The organism is Pseudomonas sp. TE36184 (assembly GCF_054060055.1).
The window spans coordinates 6296466-6314541 of record NZ_JBSSCU010000001.1 but is presented as its reverse complement, the minus strand read 5'-3'; the positions used below and the strand labels follow the sequence as shown (position 1 = coordinate 6314541).

Sequence of the window (18076 nt, the reverse complement as noted above, 5' to 3'; positions counted from 1 at the left end):
CAACGAGACGCGGTTTATACCCGCGCCCCGGATTAGCGTCAAATGCTCAATCCTGCGCGACGCGCACCACCAACTTGCCGAAGTTGCGTCCTTCGAGCAAACCGATAAAGGCTTGAGGTGCGTGTTCCAGGCCGTCGACCATGTCTTCGCGGAACTTGATCTTGCCGTCGCGTACCCACGGCGCCATGGCGCTGAGGAATTCCGGCTGGCGATCGCCGTAGTCATCGAACACGATAAAGCCCTGGATACGCACGCGCTTGGTCAGCAAGGTGCGTTGCAGCGCCGGCAGTCGATCAGGGCCGCTGGGCGCTTCATGGGCGTTATAGCCGGCGATCAGCCCGCATAGCGGGATCCGCGCCTTGGGGTTGAGCAGCGGCAGCACGGCATCGAACACCTTGCCGCCGACGTTTTCAAAGTAAATATCCACGCCCTTGAAACAGGCGAGGGCCAATTCATCGGCGAAGTTCTGGCTTTTGTGGTCGATGCAGGCATCAAAGCCCAGCTCATCCACCACGTAACGGCACTTGTCGGCCCCGCCCGCGACACCCACCACGCGCAGGCCCTTGAGCTTGGCCACCTGGCCCACCACCGAGCCCACCGCACCGGACGCGGCCGCCACCACCAGGGTTTCCCCGGCCTTGGGCTGGCCGATGTCCATCAGGCCCATGTAGGCGGTCATACCCGGCATGCCCAGCACGCCCAATGCCATCGACGGGCTGGCCAGACCGTTGGGCACCGGCATCAGGTTGCGACCGTCGCTAATGCTGTGGCTTTGCCAGCCGGTGGAGCCGACCACCAGGTCGCCCGCTTCGAATTTCGGGTTGCGCGACTGCTCGATACGGCTGACAGCACCACCCGTCATCACTTCGTCGATTTCCACCGGAGCGGCGTAGGACGGTGCATCACTCATGCGCCCGCGCATGTAGGGGTCGAGGGACAGGTACAGCGTCTTCAACAGGACTTGGCCGTCTGCCAGTTCCGGCAGGGTCACACGTTCGAGGCGGAAGTTTTCCGCAGTTGGCGCGCCGTGAGGGCGCGAGACCAGGACAATGCGCTGGTTAAGCATCGGTTCTTGAGGCATCGGGGGGGCTCCGTTATCGAGGGTCGAATTCAATGGCATCAAGTGCAGACACTGGCCAAGGCACCGAGGTTCGACAAAGTTACCCTTGCGTAGCCGCTACGCAGGGGAAAACAGCCAAAAAAAATGCCAGGCGCGATGCCTGGCATTCCAGTCTAGCTAAGGCTGGCCGATCAGAACGGCAGTTTCATGCCCGGTGGCAGTTGCATGCCAGCGGTCACGCCGGACATTTTGTCCTGGCTGTTGGCTTCGATCTTGCGCACAGCGTCATTGACGGCCGCGGCGAACAGATCTTCCAGCACTTCACGGTCGTCATCGCTGACGCCTTCGAGCAGGCTCGGGTCGATGCTCACGCGCTTGATGTCGTGACGACCGGTCATCACCACGCTGACCATATCGCCACCGGCTTTACCGGTGACTTCGGCGTTGGCCAGCTCTTCCTGCATCTTGGCCATCTTTTCCTGCATCTGCTGTGCCTGCTTCATCAGGCCGGCCATGCCACCTTTCATCATGGGAATCACCTCAAAAGTACGTGGATCAATAAGTAGCCCGGTGTCATGACGCCTGGGGCACCGGGGCTTCGACAGGTTCAATAGTATCGTGACGGACGACCGCGCCGAACTGTTGCATCAATTGTTGGATGAGCGGGTCACCGTGGATCGACTCCTCGGCCTCGCGCTGGCGATTGAGGCGTCGGCGGGTCGCGGCCTGGGCCGGGGTTTCCTGCTCGGGCTTGATCAACTCGATGGTGATGCTCAGCGTGCGCTCATGATACTGGTTGAGGGCATCGTTGAGCCGGCGCTGCTGGGTCGCGTTGAACAAGGCGCTGTGGGCCGGGTCCAGGTGCAGCAACCAGTGGTCGCCCTCGATGGCGATCAGGGTGCAGTTGGCGGCGATGCTGCCGGTCATGCCGGAAATCGGCAGTTTCGGGAACAGCTCCAGCCATTGCAGGGCCAGGCCGGTGGCCGGCGCGGCAGCGGGTTCCGCTTCGGGCTCGGGGGCCGGCTCGGCGGTGTGTTCGCTGGCCAGTTCGTCGAGGTAGCTGTAGGCCGAATCGATGTCCGGCTCGATGTAGTCTTCGTCCAGCGGCGGTTCGTCGTCCAGGTCGATGCCGGGCGTTGCGGCGTCCACCTGGGCGACGGTCGGCTCGGGGACGGGCGCACTGACCCATTCCGGCGCATCCGGTACCACGCTGTCCGGCATTGGCGTAGGCATCGGCGTCAGCTCGGGCTGCTCGCCGGCGGTTTCCAGCACGGGCTCCACGGCGGGCTGCAGCTCGACCTCGGGTTCAGCCTCTGCCGGGGCATTCCAGGGCAGGTCGACCACCGGGGCCGGTTCGGGCTCGACGACCGGCACCGGCGCGATCACCGGCTCAGGCACCGGCGCAACCGGCGCAGGCGCAGCAACCGCTGGCGCGACCACCGCCGCGCCAGCCACTGATTTGGCGGAATCAACTGTGGCCTGGCTGATCCCCACTGGCTTTAGCGGCTGTCTCGGCGCGTCCGTCGCGTCGGCGGGGCGGAAGGCCAGCATGCGCAGCAGGACCATTTCGAAGCCGCCACGCGGGTCTGGTGCGAGGGGCAAGTCGCGGCGACCGATCAGGCCCATCTGGTAGTAGAACTGCACGTCTTCGGCGGGCAACGCCTGGGCCAGGGCCAACACGCGGTCGCGGTCGCCGTGGCCGTTGTCGACGCCTTCGGGCAGGGCCTGGGCGATGGCGACGCGGTGCAGCACGTTGAGGATTTCCGAGAGCACACCGTTCCAGTCCGGGCCTTGTTCCGACAAGTGGCGCACGGCTTCGAGCAACGCCTTGGCGTCACCTTCGATCAGCGCGTGCAGCACGTCGAACACCTGGCCGTGGTCGAGGGTGCCGAGCATGGCACGCACATCGGCGGCCATGACCTTGCCTTCACCAAAGGCAATGGCCTGGTCGGTGAGGCTCATGGCGTCACGCATCGAACCATCGGCGGCACGGCCGAGCAGCCACAGCGCGTCGTCTTCGAACGGTACGTTTTCGACACCCAGCACGTGGGTCAAGTGCTCGACCACGCGCTCCGGGGTCATGTTTTTCAGGGAGAACTGCAGGCACCGCGACAAAATCGTTGCAGGGAGTTTCTGCGGGTCGGTGGTCGCCAGGATGAATTTGACGTAGGGCGGCGGCTCTTCCAGGGTTTTCAACAATGCGTTGAATGAATGACTGGAAAGCATGTGGACTTCGTCGATCAGGTAGACCTTGAAGCGGCCACGGCTCGGCGCGTACTGCACGTTATCGAGCAGCTCGCGGGTATCTTCAACCTTGGTGCGGCTCGCGGCGTCGATCTCGATCAGGTCGACGAAACGCCCTTCGTCGATCTCGCGGCATACCGAGCAGGTACCGCAGGGCGTCGAGGTGATGCCCGTCTCACAGTTCAGGCACTTGGCAATGATTCGGGCAATGGTAGTCTTGCCGACACCGCGAGTACCGGTAAACAGGTAGGCGTGGTGCAGCCGTTGGCTGTCCAAGGCATTGATCAGAGCCTTGAGCACATGGGTCTGGCCGACCATTTCGCGGAACGAGCGCGGGCGCCATTTACGTGCAAGAACCTGATAACTCATCGAAAACCGTCGCAACTGAGAAGCGGAAGCCGGTAATGCTAGCGGAGCAAGGGGGAAATTGCATCCGGCACGCTTGCCTTATCTGCCTAAGATTGCCTGAGCGGCCCCGAAAAGGCCTGAACCCGGAGAGTGTATGCGCGTAGTCCTGGGCGCCTTATGGATGCTCACCACCGCCAGCCTTGCGGCGCCCGCGCCGTTGCGTTTCTCGGTTTCCGACAGTTGGGCGATGCCTATGGTGCAAGTGGAGGACGGCCAGCCCACCCAGGGTATTTTGTATGACCTGATGTCGAGCCTGGCCACCCAGGTCGGCCGCCCGGCCGAGTTCCACGTACTGGCGCGGGCACGCATTGCCGCAGCCATGGCCCATGGCGACATCGATGTGCGCTGTTATGTCGCCCAGGCCTGGCTCGACAACCTGTCTGGCGACTACCTCTGGAGCCTGCCGTTGCTGGTCCAGCGCAACGTATTGGTCAGCGTCCGCAACCAGCCGGTGCAATTGGCCCGGCTGGCGCCGCAGTCGATCGGAACGGTGCTCAATTACCGCTACCCCACGCTCGACCCATTGTTCGCCAAAGGCCAACTGAGGCGCGACGACGCCCGCAGCGAAGAACAAGTGCTGCACAAACTGGTGGCCGGGCGCTTCAAGTATGCGGTGAGCAATGAATGGATCGTCGACCGCTTCAACCAGCACCTGCCGATGGAACAGCGACTGCACAAAGTCGCCGTCATCGAGGAGCAAAGCCTGGGCTGCGCCGTGCGCAACGACCCGGACCTGCCGGTGCAACAAATCCTGCGCACCCTGCTGCGGATGAAGATGTCAGGCGAAATCGACGACATCATCCAGCTGTACACCGGCGAAAACGCCGTGCCCCTGCACGCTCCTGACAAGAACTGACAGCGCCGCCTTTTAGACTGGGCTCAACCACCCCGTCCTCAAGGAGCCTCCATGAACGCCGTCGCCCAATACTTCCTGCTGTATGTCGACAGCCCCGCCACCAGCGCCAACTTCTACAGCCGCCTGCTGGACAAGCCACCGGTTGAATTGAACCCGACCTTCGCCCTGTTCATTCTCGATAATGGCGTCAAGCTCGGCCTGTGGTCGCGCCACAGCGTAGAGCCGGCCACCCAGGTCACGGGCGGTGGCGGCGAATTGGGTTTCCCCCTGCCCGACAACGCCGCCGTGGATGCCCTGCATGCCCAATGGCTGGCGCGGGGCGCCACGATCATCCAGTCACCGACCGTCCTGGACTTTGGCTACACCTTTGTCGCCCAGGACCTCGACGGTCATCGGTTGCGCGCGTTCTGCATGAGCAACTGAGCCGCGCCGCCAACGGCCTTCCAGGCTGATGGCCGCCACACTGGCGAGCACGATCATCGCGCCGAGCATCACCTGCCCGGCGACGTGCTCGCCCAGCAGTATCGCCGCCATCGCCATGGCCACCGGCGGAATCAAGTACATCGCCACCGATGCACGGCTGACCTCGACATGCTTCAACACATAAGCCCAGGCCAGGTACGCCAAGGCACTGGGGAAAATGCCCAGCACCAGCACCGCCAGGTTTTCCGGCCAGGGCGCCTGCGCCACGGCGGCGGGCAGGCCTGGCAGGTTCACGCAGAGCATCAAGGTGCCCGACCACACCATGTAGCACGCCAGGGTCAGCGGGCTGTAGCGGTGGGCACAGTGTTTCTGGATGGCGAAATACACGCTCCATGACACCGCCGCCAGCAGGATCAACAGGCCACGCGGGTCGATGTCGCCCACGCCCTGCTCACCCCAGATCACCACCAGCACGCCAAGCAACCCCAGCAACACACAGCTCCAGCGCCAGACACTGACCCGCTCCCTCAAGCAAAAAAACGCGATCAGCACACTGAACAGCGGCGCCGACTGCGCCAATACACTGGACGCCGCCGCCGTGACCCATTGCTGCCCATAGTTGAGGCAAGTGTGATGCAGGAACACCCCGAAAAAACCCAGCACCAGCAACCACGGCACATCTCGCAGGCGCGGCCGACCGATATCCAGCACCAACGCGACGCCGCCCATAAACACCGAGGCAATCAAAAATCGCAGCAACGCCAGTTGACCCGGACTGTAGCTGCGCAGCCCCATGTGTACGCCAATCGGCGAATAGGCCCAGCAGAGGATCACGCTGGCGATGACTAGCATAAGCTTTAGGCGTGACGGGGAATTCATCAACGGCATCCAGAAACAGAGAAGGAATGCCGCCAGTCTTGGCCGGGTCACGTCGTAGGACAATTAAGCGTTTCTGACTTCTGAAATCAGTGGAACTGAGCAATGGAAATGGCCCAACTGAAGATGGTGCGAGCCGTGGCGCAAACCGGCAGCGTGGCTCAGGCCGCGGCGCAATTGCATTGCGTGCCGTCGAACATCACCACGCGCATCAAACAGCTGGAAAGCGAATTGGGCACGCCGCTGTTCATCCGTGCCGGACGCGGGCTGGCGATCAGCGCCGCCGGTGAAATCTTCCTCGATTACTGCGAGCGCATCCTGGCCCTGGTGGACGAATCCAAACGCGCGGTGGACGCCAACGCTATCCCGCGGGGCACCTTGCGGATCGGCGCGGTAGAGTCCAGCGCCAGCGGCCGCCTGCCACCGCTGCTGGCGGAATACCATCGACGCTACCCCGACGTCAGCCTTGAACTGGTGACCGGCGCCTGGGGCCAACTGCTCGACGACCTGCAACACCACCGCCTGGACGTGGCGCTGGTGGCCGCCGGCAACAAACGCTCCAAGCTCGAACACAGCGTGGTCTACAGCGAACGCCTGGTGCTGATCGCCAGCGCCTGCAGCGCACCGATCAAGCGTGCCGAGGACCTGGCAGGGCGTACCCTGCTCGTCTGGCCGCCCGGCTGCCCTTATCGCGCCGCCTTGGAAAACTGGGTCAAGCCCCATGACTTCAAGCCGACCATCGCCAGCTATGCCAGTTGGGGCACGATCATCGGCTGCGTCAGCGCGGGGATCGGCGTGGCGCTGGCGCCGGAGGGCATTCTGGCGCGCTATGAGCAGGCCAATCAGCTGGCGTCATACCGGTTCGAAGAACTGGCGGCCGTGGATAACCTGCTGTTCTGGCACAAAGACACCCAGCGACATCTGGCCCGGGATGCATTCGCCGGGCTGCTGCGCGAAACCTTCGGCCAACCCTGAGCGAACATCAGCTTTTCGGGGCAGCCAATCGCGCGTACTGATCCTGGCTGATCCAGCCGATGAACGACCGATCCTGAGCATTGACGAACTCGACCTGGGCCCAGCCGTCCTTGAACGCCAGCACGCCGACCACATCCCCTTTGACGATATACGCACGCTTGGCCGCCTTGGCGCCCGGGGTCTTCAGCAAGTAGGCCTTGTCGGCGGACACGGTCACCAGGCCGATCCATGGCTTGTTGGCAGTCTGGCTCAGGTCCAGGCCGGTGGCGATTTCCGGCATCAACACACTGATGCAACCGGGATGCTGACGACCCTGTTCGACGGTCAGGGTCACGCCGTCGGACGAAGGCGCCACGCTGCCGGGGTAGGCATCGTCAAGCCAGGTGGTCAACGCGTCGGGCTGGCCTTGCAGGTAGAACGCACAACCACGGGTCACGCCCTCGCCCAGTTCTTCGGCGTAGAAACCTTCGACCTGATGCTCGGGCGTCACCGCCAGCATCAACCCTTCGTACTTGCCCGAATGCAACACAGCGGAACCGGCGAATACCGGCGCCACGGCACACCACGACAACACACCCATCGCGAGATAACGGATCATCTTATTTTTTCCTCTCAAGTGCGTCGTAGGCTTTTTTCATGAGGTCGTCATAGTTGCCGTAGTCCTCGCCGTTATAGTTACGGGCCATGGCAGTAAAGTCTTTGGCTTTCATGGCTTTCATCAATGCCGGGCTGTGGCTGCACAAGGCGAGGAAAGCCTTTAGTTGATTACTGGCATTAACTTTTAATGCGGCAACGAACTCAAATACGCTTGTGTAACCGCATGCCGCGAAATTGAACCCCATGATCTGAAACATGCCCCATGACGCCGACATCAAGGCAGCTTCCTGATTCAGCGCAAATGCGGTGGCCATGGTTTCCCAGGCCTTGATCTGATCCTTGTTATTGACCTGCCACTGCGGCCCGGCCTTTCTGACGTAGGGGTACGACAGCAACGGGTGCGCCTGGTCGTAGATACGCTTGGTGTACTTGCGAAACTGGTGCCCCTCAAAGGCGATCACCGGCAACTTGGCCGGGCCGAACCCGGAACGCCCACCCGATTCCACGGTGGCAAAGGCCCTGATGATATTGACGGAAATACCATTGCCCAGCTGCGTAGCGGCGTTCTGGAAGTCGCTATCGCTCAGGGTAATGCCCCCGTCGCACGTGGCCTGAAGTATCAACTGCCGATTGCGCCGCTCGGCCTCGACCATCGCGCGCATGCGGTCCAGGTACACATTGACCGTGGCCTGTACCGCATCGCCGCTGTTGTTGCCGAACACATTGAGAAAGCTCGGGATACGCATCGTCGGGAAGGCCTTCACCGGCACCTTCACCGCTTCCTCGATCAGGCTGTTGAACGTGCGGCCGGTGGGGTCGATCACGCCATCGGGATGGGCGTACTTGAGATGGCGGAACTGATACTGGCTGATGCACTGCACCAATTGGCCGTCGCACTTGCCGTTTTCAGCCAACGGAAACCCCATCTTGGGGATGATCAAATTGAATAAATACTGAATGCACTGAACATCGGCGGGCAAGTTACGGGCTTTACCGGGCGCGCCAACTGAAGCACTGATAAGACGGGGTAACCCTTGCAGGCTTTTCATCACAGACATCCTTGTTAGTTAAAGAAGTGATAGCACTTCAATATCAAATCAGCACCATTGTCATACTATGAAACAAGTGGCCGGCGGAAACTAACAAGGTGGTTTGAGGTTGTCCAGCAGGGCTTTTTAACGGTGTGAAATAGCCGTCATACGCTGCGCAGTAAAACAACGGCAGATGACTGAAAAGAAGCTGGAAGGATGTGAAACAGAAGAGGTACGGCAAGGAGGAGCGTTATGGAGGCAACCCCACCAGCCACACCCCGGCACACAATGTTCCCGCTGTGGCTGCTGCCTTCCGGCTCTGACCAGGTTCACGGGTAATCGTTGCGGGGGGACCGATGGGGTCACCATAACGACGCTGGCCTCTCGGCAAGCCGCGCCATTGTACCGATCTGATCGGAAGTTACAACCGTTAGTGCGGGATTAAAAAATGAAGAGGTTCAAGCACTTGCCCTAACCGCCCGGATCTCTCCTTCATGCCTGTGCCTGCAGGGCCTCATCCGCCCTGCCGCCCTCTTCCTGGATGACCAGGTGAATGAAGTGCAGCTTGGCGATCACTGCCGGTGGCAGTACGAAGGGGTAGAAATCCGGCTGGCCCATGGCGCGGGACAGTTCGTTGAGCATGCCGGCCAGTTCGATCCAGGCGTTGACGAATGACAGGAACGCCGCGCCGCCGGGGTGTTCGGGGTCGTAGAGGGTGGTGCGGGGGAACGGCTGGTAATCCAGGTCCATTTCGCGGGCGCTCATGCCGAAGCCCAGGGCGGTGTCGACGGCGTCCATCATGTGCAGATAATGCGCCCAGGTTTCGGCCCAGTCTTCCCAGGGGTGCATGGTGGCGTAGGCGCTGACGCAGGTGTGGTGCCAATCCGCGCGCGGGCCGTTCTGGTAGTGCTGGTCGAGGGCGTCGGCGTAACTGGCGCGTTCGTCGCCGAACAGGTGGCGAAACGCTGGAAGCCAGTGGCTGTTGGCGATCAGCCGATCCCAATAGTAATGGCCGACTTCATGGCGAAAGTGGCCGAGCAAGGTGCGGTACGGCTCGCGCATCTGCACGCGGATTTTTTCGCGGTGGGCGTCGTCGGCTTCCTTGATGTCGAGGGTGATCAGGCCGTTGGCATGGCCGGTGGTCGGCGCATTGCCTTCCAGGTCGATGCCAACGAAGTCGAAGGCCAGGCCGTTGTCTTCGTCGACGCTTTTGGGCACGACCTGCAAACCCAGGCTGATCAGTTGCGCCACCAGCCGGCGCTTGGCGGTCTCGACCTTGCCCCAGCGCTCGGGGTTTTCTGCGATCGACAGGTCGGGAATGGTGCGATTCAGGCTGCACGCCACGCACAGCGCGGCGGTGCTGTGGGCGGGAATCAGCCAGTTGCAGGCGGCCGGGCTGTCGAGGTTGGCGCAGCGGCGGAAAGCGCCGGCGTCGGGGTTGTCGTCCAGCAGCCAAGTGTCGGCGACCGGGCCCGCGTGCAATGAAGACAGGCGGCTTTGTTGCGGTGGGTAGCCGAGCAGCGCCGAGCAGGCCAGGCATTGGCTGTTGCGAAAGAACAGCGACTGGCCACACCGGCACTGCCAGACCTTGCTGTTGCGCGAGGATTCCGCCGTGAACGGTGCGGCGATGCGCGAACTGAGTTGCTCGAAGAAGCGGTACATGGCGATCTCTCCCGGGGTGACGAAGACTAGATCATTTCGCGCCCGGGATCGTTCCACTTTCTTCGAAGGGCCGCTTCGCAGCCCAGCGGGAGCAAGCGCCCGCGCCACAAGAAGTTGTCAGACAGTGATATTGTGCCGAGCCAGAAAGTCCACGAAGGCGTCTTCGTCCAGAACCTTCAGGCCCAGTTCGCTGGCCTTGGCCAACTTCGAACCGGCACCCGGCCCGGCCACCACGCAATAGGTTTTCGCCGACACCGAACCGGCCACCTTGGCGCCGAGGCTTTCGAGCTTGTCCTTGGCCACGTCGCGGCTCATCCGCTCCAGCGAGCCGGTCAGCACCCAGGTGTGCCCCGCCTCCGGCAAACCTTCGATCACTTTTTTCGCGCTCTGCCAGTGCATGCCGAATTCCTCGAGTTGCTGCTCGATGGCCAGGGCACGCTGGGCGTGGTCGGGGTTATCGAAGAACTCGCGCACGGCCTTGGCCTGCTTCTCGGGCAGCGCCTGGCGCATATCGAGCCAGTCGGCCTTGATCACGCCTTCGAGGGAGCCGAACTTGTCCGCCAGTTTCTGCGCGGCGCCGGGGCCGACGCTGGGCACGTTGAGTTTGTCGAGCAAACCGCCGAGGGTGGTGCTGGCGGCGAACTCCGCGCTCAGGTCGCCTTGGTCCTGCAGTTGCAGGCCGCACTTGTCCGGCGCCAACAGCGCGCCGATCACGTCCTGGTTGTGGCGGTCTTCAAAGAAGCTGTGGATCTCGTGCGCCACTTCCAGGCCCACGTCCGGCAGGTACGTCAGCACTTCCGGCAAAGCGCGCTGCACGCGCTCCAGGGACGCCAGGGAGCGCGCCAGCACCTTGGCGGTCTCCTCGCCCACGTCGGGAATGCCCAGGGCGTAGATGAAACGTGCCAGGGTCGGCGTCTTGCTGTGTTCGATGGCGCTGATCAGCTTCTTGCTGGAGACCTCGGCGAAGCCTTCCAGGTCGATGATCTGTTCGTACTTGAGCATGTACAGATCCGCCGGCGAGGCGATGAGTTTTTCGTCGACCAATTGCTCGATGGTCTTGTCGCCCAGGCCGTCGATGTCCATCGCCCGGCGCGAGACGAAATGGATGATCGCCTGCTTGAGCTGCGCCCCGCAGGCCAGGCGACCGACGCAGCGGTACACCGCGCCTTCGCTGACGGTTTCCTTGCCCTTGCTGCGCTTGACCAGTTGCGTGCGCTCGACGTGGGAGCCGCACACCGGGCAGCTTTCCGGGATATGCACCGCGCGGGCGTGTGCCGGGCGGCGCTCGGTGACCACCGAGACGACCTGCGGGATCACGTCCCCGGCGCGGCGGATGATCACAGTGTCGCCGATCATCAGGCCCAGGCGCGCCACTTCATCCATGTTGTGCAGGGTGGCGTTGGACACGGTCACACCCGCGACCTTGACCGGTTTCAGACGCGCCACCGGGGTGACGGCGCCGGTGCGGCCGACCTGGAATTCCACGTCGAGCAGCTCGGTCAGCTCTTCCATGGCCGGGAATTTGTGCGCGATCGCCCACCGCGGCTCACGAGCGCGGAAACCCAGTTCGCGCTGGGAGGCAATGCTGTTGACCTTGAACACCACGCCGTCGATTTCATAGGGCAGGTTGCTACGCCGCTCGCCGATATCGCGGTAGTAGTCCAGGCATTCCTGGATGCCCTTGGCCAGTTTCAGCTCATGGCTGATCGGCATGCCCCACTTCTGCAGCTGCTGCAAATTGCCGATGTGGGTGTCGCTGATATCCGCCGTCACCTGGCCAATGCCGTAGCAGCAGAACTCCAGCGGGCGGCTGGCGGTGATTTTCGAATCCAGCTGGCGCAGACTGCCGGCGGCGGCGTTGCGCGGGTTGGCGAAGGTCTTGCCGCCGACTTCCAGTTGCGAGGCGTTCAGGCGCTCGAAACCGGCCTTGGACATGAACACCTCGCCGCGCACTTCCAGGGTCGCCGGCCAGCCGCTGCCGTGCAGCTTCAACGGGATATTGCGCACGGTACGCACATTCACGCTGATGTCTTCGCCGGTGGTGCCGTCGCCCCGGGTGGCGCCGCGCACCAGTTCGCCGTTCAGATACAGCAGGCTGACCGCCAGGCCATCCAACTTCGGCTCGCAGCTGTATTCCACCGCAGCACCGCCGCCAAACAGGTCGCCGGTCGGCAGGTCGAGGCCTTCGGTCACCCGGCGATCGAACTCGAGCATGGTGGTTTCATCGAAGGCGTTGCCCAGGCTGAGCATCGGAATCTCATGCTTGACCTGAGTGAACGCCGACAACGCCGCACCGCCGACCCGCTGCGTCGGCGAATCACGCGTGACCAGCTCCGGATGCTCGGCCTCCAGGGCCTTGAGTTCCTGGAACAAGCGATCGTACTCGGCGTCCGGGATGCTCGGCTCGTCGAGGACGTAATAACGGTAGTCGTGCTGATCCAGTTCAGCGCGCAATTCGAGGATGCGGGTGTGGGCGGCGGTCATGGGTGTTCTCTCATAAAGCAAAAGAGCAGCCGAAGCTGCTCAAATGTTGGTGCGCTTATTCTATCGACAACGCTTGAGGCCAAACCTCAGCGTTTCTGTGTCAGGGCGCGACGCTCGAACTCGACGATGCGCTGACGGTAGTGTTCGATGGTCTGGGCGGTCAGGACGCTGCGCTGATCGTCCTTCAGTTCGCCGTTGAGCTCCTGGGACAGCTTGCGTGCTGCGGCAACCATCACGTCGAAAGCCTGTTTCGGATGACGCGGACCCGGCAGGCCGAGGAAGAAGCTCACCGCCGGGGTGCTGAACAGGTCGATATCGTCCAGGTCGAAGGTGCCCGGCTTGACCGCGTTGGCCATCGAGAACAGCACTTCGCCATTACCGGCCATGCTTTCGTGGCGGTGGAAGATATCCATCTCGCCAAAGCGCAGGCCGCTTTCCAGGATGTTCTGCAACAGTGCCGGGCCCTTGAAGCCAGCGGCGTCGCGGCAGATCACGCTGATCACCAGGACTTCTTCGGCGGCCGGCTGATCGTTCACCGACTGGCGCGGCGCACTCTTGGCCGGGCTCTCGTCAGGGAAATCGTCATCGCGGCTGCTGAAGCTCGGGCCGTCGTCCACGCCCAGGTTCAGGTCGCCCTGATGCGGCTCGGCGGCGGCGGCACTGCCACGTTTGCCACGTTTGGAAGACGGCTCGCGGGCTTCGCGCACAGGGGCGCTCATGGACGGCAAGTCATGTTCGTCCAGTTGCGGTTCCTTGTGGGTATCCAGCACACGGGGCGGCCCCAGCAGCTCGGCGCTGCCGTCGTCGTCGGGCAAGTTGGACAGGTTGCGGTCCAGACGGAACTTGAGCTTGCCCTTGCCGCCGCGCATACGGCGCCAGCCATCAAAAAGAATACCGGCAATGACAATAATGCCGATGACGATCAGCCACTCGCGCAGACCGATTTCCATGTAATCCCGTGCCTCTAATAAAAAATGCTGAAAAATAAGGGGTTTAGCACCGTGCAAACCGCTTTAAAACGTGGCGCCAACTCTATGTTCTGACTGACGTTTTGCCCACGCATACGAAAAATTGACATTAAACTAGCACGACCAAAGATAACTTTACACCGTCTGTCAAAATGCCTTGAACAAATATGCCAATTTGCCACTTTCGTCAGACCGGTAAACCGCCCTACATCGCGCTGATAATCTTCGTTGCCGGCATGGCTCAGGAATCCACCATCGCCATCGCCTCTTCGACATCCACCGCCACCAATCGCGAACAGCCCGGCTCGTGCATCGTCACCCCCATCAACTGATCCGCCATTTCCATGGCGATCTTGTTGTGGGTGATATAGATGAACTGCACGGTCTGGGACATCTCTTTGACCAGGCGTGCGTAACGTCCAACGTTAGCGTCATCCAGTGGCGCGTCAACTTCATCGAGCATGCAGAACGGCGCCGGGTTCAACTTGAAGATGGCAAACACCAGGGCCAATGCGGTCAGGGCTTTTTCGCCGCCGGACAACAAATGGATGGTGCTGTTCTTCTTGCCCGGAGGCCGCGCCATGATCGTTACCCCTGTATCGAGTAGATCTTCGCCCGTCAGTTCCAAGTAAGCGCTGCCGCCACCGAAAACTTTTGGGAATAACGCCTGTAAACCGCCGTTAATCTGATCAAAGGTATCTTTGAAGCGGTTGCGGGTTTCCTTGTCGATCTTGCGGATCACGTTTTCCAGGGTGTCCAGGGCTTCCACCAGATCGGCGTCCTGGGCGTCCAGATAACGTTTACGCTCGGACTGTTGCTGGTATTCGTCGATGGCGGCGAGGTTGATCGCACCGAGTCGCTGGATACGCGCGGCAATCCGCTCAAGTTCTTCTTCGGCGTCTTTCTCGTTGGCCTGGGCGGTCAGGGTGTTGAGCACGCCGTGCAGGTCGTAGCCGTCTTCGAGCAGTTGGTCCTGCAGGGTTTTGCGCCGCACGGTCAGGGCCTGCCATTCCATGCGCTGTTGTTCGAGCTGGCCGCGAATCAGTTGGGATTGCTGCTCGGCCTGGGTGCGGCGTTTTTCCGCGTCGCGCAGTTCGCGGTCGGCGTCTTCCAGGGCGATTTGCGCGGTCTTGAGTTCTTCGTCGACGGTCATGCGCTTGTCGAGCAGTTCTTCGAGCTTGAGCCGCAACTCTTCCAGGGGCGCTTCGCCCTCCTCCAGGTTGAGGCTCAGTTGCTCACGCTTTTCGGTCAGGCGCTCGGACTGCATCTCCAGGCGCTCCAGGGCCTGGCGCGTGGAATCGTGCTGGGCGCGCAGGGAGCCGAGGCGCACCGCCAACTGGTGGGCGTGGTCCTTGTGCTGGCGCGCTTCCTGGCGGACGCGGTCGAGGCGTTCGCGCAGGCTGTCGCGCTGGGCCAGCAGCAATTCGCGCTGCTCGGTGTCGACGGCCATGCTGTCGAGGGCTTCCTGCAATTGCAGGCGCGCCTCGCCGATCTGTTCGTGTTCGAGGGCGCGCTGCTCGCCCATCTCGGCCACTTCTTCGTCGAGGCGAGTGCGGCGCAGGGTCAGTTGCTCGACCTTGGCCTTGCTCGCCGACAACTGGGCTTTCAATTCGCCCTGCTGGCGCGCTTCGTCCTGCAACAGGCGGCGCAGGTGTTCGCGGCCGGTCTCTTGCTGGCGCTGGGTGGCGCGCAGGGTCTGCAGTTCGGTTTCCAGGCTTTCCAGGGTGGCTTCGCGCTCTTCACGCTCGGCGATCAGCTTGACGATTTCCTGGCCACGGGCCAATACGCCACTTTCCGCCTCACTGGCGCGGCGCACCCGCAGGAAGTGGCGGCCGACCCAATAGCCGTCGCGGCTGATCAGGCTTTCGCCGGCGCCCAGTTGACCGCGCTGGGCCAGCGCCTGCTCGAGGGATTCCACCGGTTTGACCTGGCCCAGCCACGGCGCCAGGTCAAGCGCCGCCTCGACTTTATCCAGCAGGCTGCCCGGCACGCGCGCGCCATCGGCGGCGGGGCTGAGCAAGCGCAGATCGCCCTGGGCAAAACCGGCCAGGTCGAAGCCGGCAAAATCATCCACCAGCACCGCTTGCAGGTCGGCGCCGAGCACGGTTTCCACCGCCAACTCCCAACCGGCCTCGACCTTCAAGCCCTCCGCCAGACGCGGGCGTTCGGCCAAGTGCTGGTCACGCAGCCATTCGGCGGTGCCGGTGCCAGGGTCCAACGCGGCCTGCTGCAAGGCTTCGAGGGACGCCAGGCGCCCGTTGAGCCGCTGCAGATCGCCTTGGGCCTGTTGCTGGGCCTGGGTCGCCTGTTGCAGTTGCTGACGCAATTGCTCCAGGCGCTCCACTTGCTGTTCTTCGCTGGCTTCCAGCTCTTCGAGGGTCATTTCGCTTTCGGCGAGTTGCTCGCTCAGCTCCAGGATCGCCGCGTCTTCCGGGTCGGCGGCGAGCAGCACGCGCTCTTCCTGCAAGCGACGCTGGCGCTCGGCCAGGCGCTCCATGCTGGTTTCCAGTTGCTGGATGCGCGACTGCTGCACCTCAGCCTGGCGGCGCGGTTCGGCGGAGCGCAGGTTGAAGGTGTCCCACTGCTCCTGCCAGCCGTGCATGGTGGTCTCGGATTCTTCCAGAGTGGCGGCGGCTTCTTCGGCAGCAGCGCTGGTGATTTCCTGTTCGGGGGTGAGCATGTCCAGCTCTTCGCCGAGGGTCAGCAGCAAGGTGCGGTCGTGGCCGAGGTGGGACTCGGTCTCCAGGCGCGCGCGCTCGGCTTCCTTCAGATCGTCCTGCAACTGGCGCAGACGTTGCTGGCCGTGCTGGATGCTCTGCTCGACCCGGGCGATGTCGCCGCCCACCGAATAGAAGCGGCCCTGCACCAGATTGAAGCGCTCGGACAGGTCATGATGCCCGTCGCGCAGGCGCTCGATGCTGGCGTCGGCGTTGCGTTGTTCGGCCACCAGGGCTTCGAAGCTGATTTCCTGGGTGCCGATGATCGCTTCGCGCTGGCCAACCTGATCGTTTAGCGCCTGCCAGCGCAAGGCCGACAGTTGTGCCTTGAGCTGACGTTCTTCGCCCTTGTATTCCTGATACTTCTCGGCGGCCTGGGCCTGGCGGTGCAGGCGCTCCAACTGGCGCTCCAGCTCTTCGCGCAGGTCGGTCAGGCGGGCGAGGTTTTCATGGGTGCGGCGGATACGGTTTTCGGTCTCGCGACGGCGCTCCTTGTACTTGGAGATGCCGGCAGCTTCTTCGATAAAGTTACGCAGGTCTTCGGGCTTGGCTTCGATCAGCTTGGAGATCATGCCCTGTTCGATGATCGAGTAGCTGCGCGGGCCAAGGCCGGTGCCGAGGAAGATATCGGTGATGTCCCGACGGCGACACTTGGTGCCGTTGAGGAAGTAACTGTTCTGGCTGTCGCGCGTCACTTTGCGGCGGATGGAAATTTCCGCGTAGGCCGCGTATTCGCCGACCAGGGTGCCGTCAGAGTTGTCGAACACCAGTTCGATGCTGGCCTGGCTCACCGGCTTGCGGCTGGTGGAGCCATTGAAGATGACGTCGGTCATCGACTCGCCACGCAGGTTTTTTGCCGAGCTCTCGCCCATCACCCAGCGCACGGCATCGATGATGTTCGACTTGCCGCAGCCATTGGGCCCGACCACCGCCGCCATGTTACTGGGGAAGTTCACCGTGGTCGGGTCGACGAAGGATTTGAACCCCGCCAGTTTGATGCACTTGAGCCGCACGCTTAGGCGTCCGCCAACGCAGCGATCACCAGCGAGCAGCTGCGCTGGCCGTAGGCCGACAGCACCAGGCGAATCTGCGGCAAGTCACGGGCGAGCACGGCGGCGAGCAATTGCTCGAACAGCGCGAGGTATTCGCTCATGGAGGCCTTGCGTTGATCCAGGGCCAGGTAATAGGCGCGGTTCATCGCTGGCTGCAGGTTCTCGACGGTTTCCTGCAAATACGGATTGTTGGCGAAGGGGTACGCGGCACGCATCACATTGAAGCTTTCTGCGACGAAGGCGCGGATGTCCTGGCGTTCGAAATTGCTCACCAGGCGCTGCTGGATCTGCACGAACGGCGCCATGTCGGCCTGGGTCTGCCAGCCCTGCGCCACCGCATTGCCGAGCAGGATGTACAGCTCGGCCATCAACGTACACAGGCTCTGCACCTTGTGCGCGGTGAGTTCGGTAACGTGAGCGCCACGGCGCGGCAGGATCGCGATCAGGTGGCGACGTTCGAGGATCAGCAAGGCTTCACGCACGGAACCGCGGCTGACATTGAGTGCCAGCGTGACCTTCTGTTCCTGGATCCGTTCCCCAGGCTTGAGATCGCCGCGAATGATACGTTCGGCGAGGTGGTGAGCGATTTGCTCGGCGAGACTGTCCGGCGCCTTGAACGTCATGTTTTCCCTTCAAAATCTTCTATCGATACAAGCGCGCCAGTGTAGCGCAAATGCCCGCTGATGGCGCTCGGCCCACCTTCAAGAATTTGGCATGAAATAA

Annotated in this window: 14 protein-coding genes and 1 other RNA gene; 3 read left to right on the top strand and 12 right to left on the bottom strand. The window is 62.5% G+C overall.

The window, feature by feature from the left end:
* Nucleotides 1-46: 46 nt before the first annotated feature.
* The 3 genes from ACVWZP_RS28680 to dnaX form a co-directional block, all read right to left on the bottom strand.
* The gene (locus ACVWZP_RS28680; RefSeq protein WP_424492076.1) at nt 47-1081 is read right to left on the bottom strand and encodes an NADP-dependent oxidoreductase; all 1035 of its coding nucleotides are present in this window, start codon (nt 1079-1081) and stop codon (nt 47-49) included.
* A gap of 170 nt (nt 1082-1251) precedes the next feature.
* The gene (locus ACVWZP_RS28675) at nt 1252-1590 is read right to left on the bottom strand and encodes a YbaB/EbfC family nucleoid-associated protein (protein ID WP_017527493.1); all 339 of its coding nucleotides are present in this window, start codon (nt 1588-1590) and stop codon (nt 1252-1254) included.
* A gap of 43 nt (nt 1591-1633) precedes the next feature.
* Nucleotides 1634-3673 carry a DNA polymerase III subunit gamma/tau gene (gene dnaX / locus ACVWZP_RS28670; RefSeq protein ID WP_457370332.1) on the bottom strand — a complete coding sequence of 680 codons (2040 nt, stop codon included), beginning with the start codon at nt 3671-3673 and terminating at the stop codon, nt 1634-1636.
* Between the two features lie 133 nt (nt 3674-3806).
* Between dnaX and ACVWZP_RS28665 the strand changes: the two genes are divergently transcribed.
* Both ACVWZP_RS28665 and ACVWZP_RS28660 read left to right on the top strand, forming a co-directional pair.
* Complete coding sequence (locus ACVWZP_RS28665; protein ID WP_057003822.1) at nt 3807-4568, top strand: substrate-binding periplasmic protein; 762 nt, start codon at nt 3807-3809, stop codon at nt 4566-4568.
* 51 nt (nt 4569-4619) lie between these two features.
* Complete coding sequence (locus ACVWZP_RS28660; RefSeq protein ID WP_057003821.1) at nt 4620-4991, top strand: VOC family protein; 372 nt, start codon at nt 4620-4622, stop codon at nt 4989-4991.
* Here ACVWZP_RS28660 and ACVWZP_RS28655 read toward each other — a convergent pair.
* On the bottom strand, nt 4905-5870 hold the full coding sequence (locus ACVWZP_RS28655; protein WP_457370331.1) for a DMT family transporter: 966 nt from the start codon (nt 5868-5870) through the stop codon (nt 4905-4907). The two genes, ACVWZP_RS28660 and ACVWZP_RS28655, sit on opposite strands and share 87 nt — an antisense overlap.
* 102 nt (nt 5871-5972) lie before the next feature.
* Here ACVWZP_RS28655 and ACVWZP_RS28650 point away from each other — a divergent pair, with 102 nt between their 5' ends.
* Nucleotides 5973-6842 carry a LysR family transcriptional regulator gene (locus ACVWZP_RS28650; protein ID WP_017845241.1) on the top strand — a complete coding sequence of 290 codons (870 nt, stop codon included), beginning with the start codon at nt 5973-5975 and terminating at the stop codon, nt 6840-6842.
* Nucleotides 6843-6849: 7 nt separating this feature from the next.
* Here the strand turns inward: ACVWZP_RS28650 and ACVWZP_RS28645 are convergent, their stop codons facing one another.
* The 8 genes from ACVWZP_RS28645 to ACVWZP_RS28610 all read right to left on the bottom strand — a co-directional run bounded on the left by ACVWZP_RS28645 (nt 6850) and on the right by ACVWZP_RS28610 (nt 17976).
* The gene (locus ACVWZP_RS28645; protein ID WP_017845240.1) at nt 6850-7440 is read right to left on the bottom strand and encodes an SH3 domain-containing protein; all 591 of its coding nucleotides are present in this window, start codon (nt 7438-7440) and stop codon (nt 6850-6852) included.
* 1 nt (nt 7441) lies between these two features.
* Nucleotides 7442-8488 carry an N-acetylmuramidase family protein gene (locus tag ACVWZP_RS28640; protein WP_288076911.1) on the bottom strand — a complete coding sequence of 349 codons (1047 nt, stop codon included), beginning with the start codon at nt 8486-8488 and terminating at the stop codon, nt 7442-7444.
* Between the two features lie 244 nt (nt 8489-8732).
* Nucleotides 8733-8829, bottom strand: an RNA gene (ffs, locus tag ACVWZP_RS28635) — signal recognition particle sRNA small type.
* Nucleotides 8830-8962: 133 nt separating this feature from the next.
* Nucleotides 8963-10132, bottom strand: coding sequence for a zinc-binding metallopeptidase family protein (locus ACVWZP_RS28630; protein ID WP_057003816.1), 1170 nt, complete (start codon nt 10130-10132; stop codon nt 8963-8965).
* Between the two features lie 117 nt (nt 10133-10249).
* Nucleotides 10250-12616 (bottom strand): NAD-dependent DNA ligase LigA, encoded by a 2367-nt coding sequence (ligA, locus tag ACVWZP_RS28625; protein ID WP_457370330.1) that lies wholly within the window; start codon nt 12614-12616, stop codon nt 10250-10252.
* 86 nt (nt 12617-12702) lie between these two features.
* Nucleotides 12703-13566, bottom strand: coding sequence for a cell division protein ZipA (gene zipA / locus ACVWZP_RS28620; RefSeq protein ID WP_017845234.1), 864 nt, complete (start codon nt 13564-13566; stop codon nt 12703-12705).
* A gap of 259 nt (nt 13567-13825) precedes the next feature.
* Nucleotides 13826-17314: a chromosome segregation protein SMC gene (gene smc, locus ACVWZP_RS28615; RefSeq protein WP_046489415.1), complete on the bottom strand. Its 3489-nt coding sequence runs from the start codon at nt 17312-17314 to the stop codon at nt 13826-13828.
* A 2-nt stretch (nt 17315-17316) separates the two neighbouring features.
* A complete protein-coding gene (locus ACVWZP_RS28610) occupies nt 17317-17976 on the bottom strand; it encodes a GntR family transcriptional regulator (RefSeq protein ID WP_017845232.1) in 660 nt (219 codons plus the stop codon).
* Nucleotides 17977-18076: the final 100 nt, after the last annotated feature.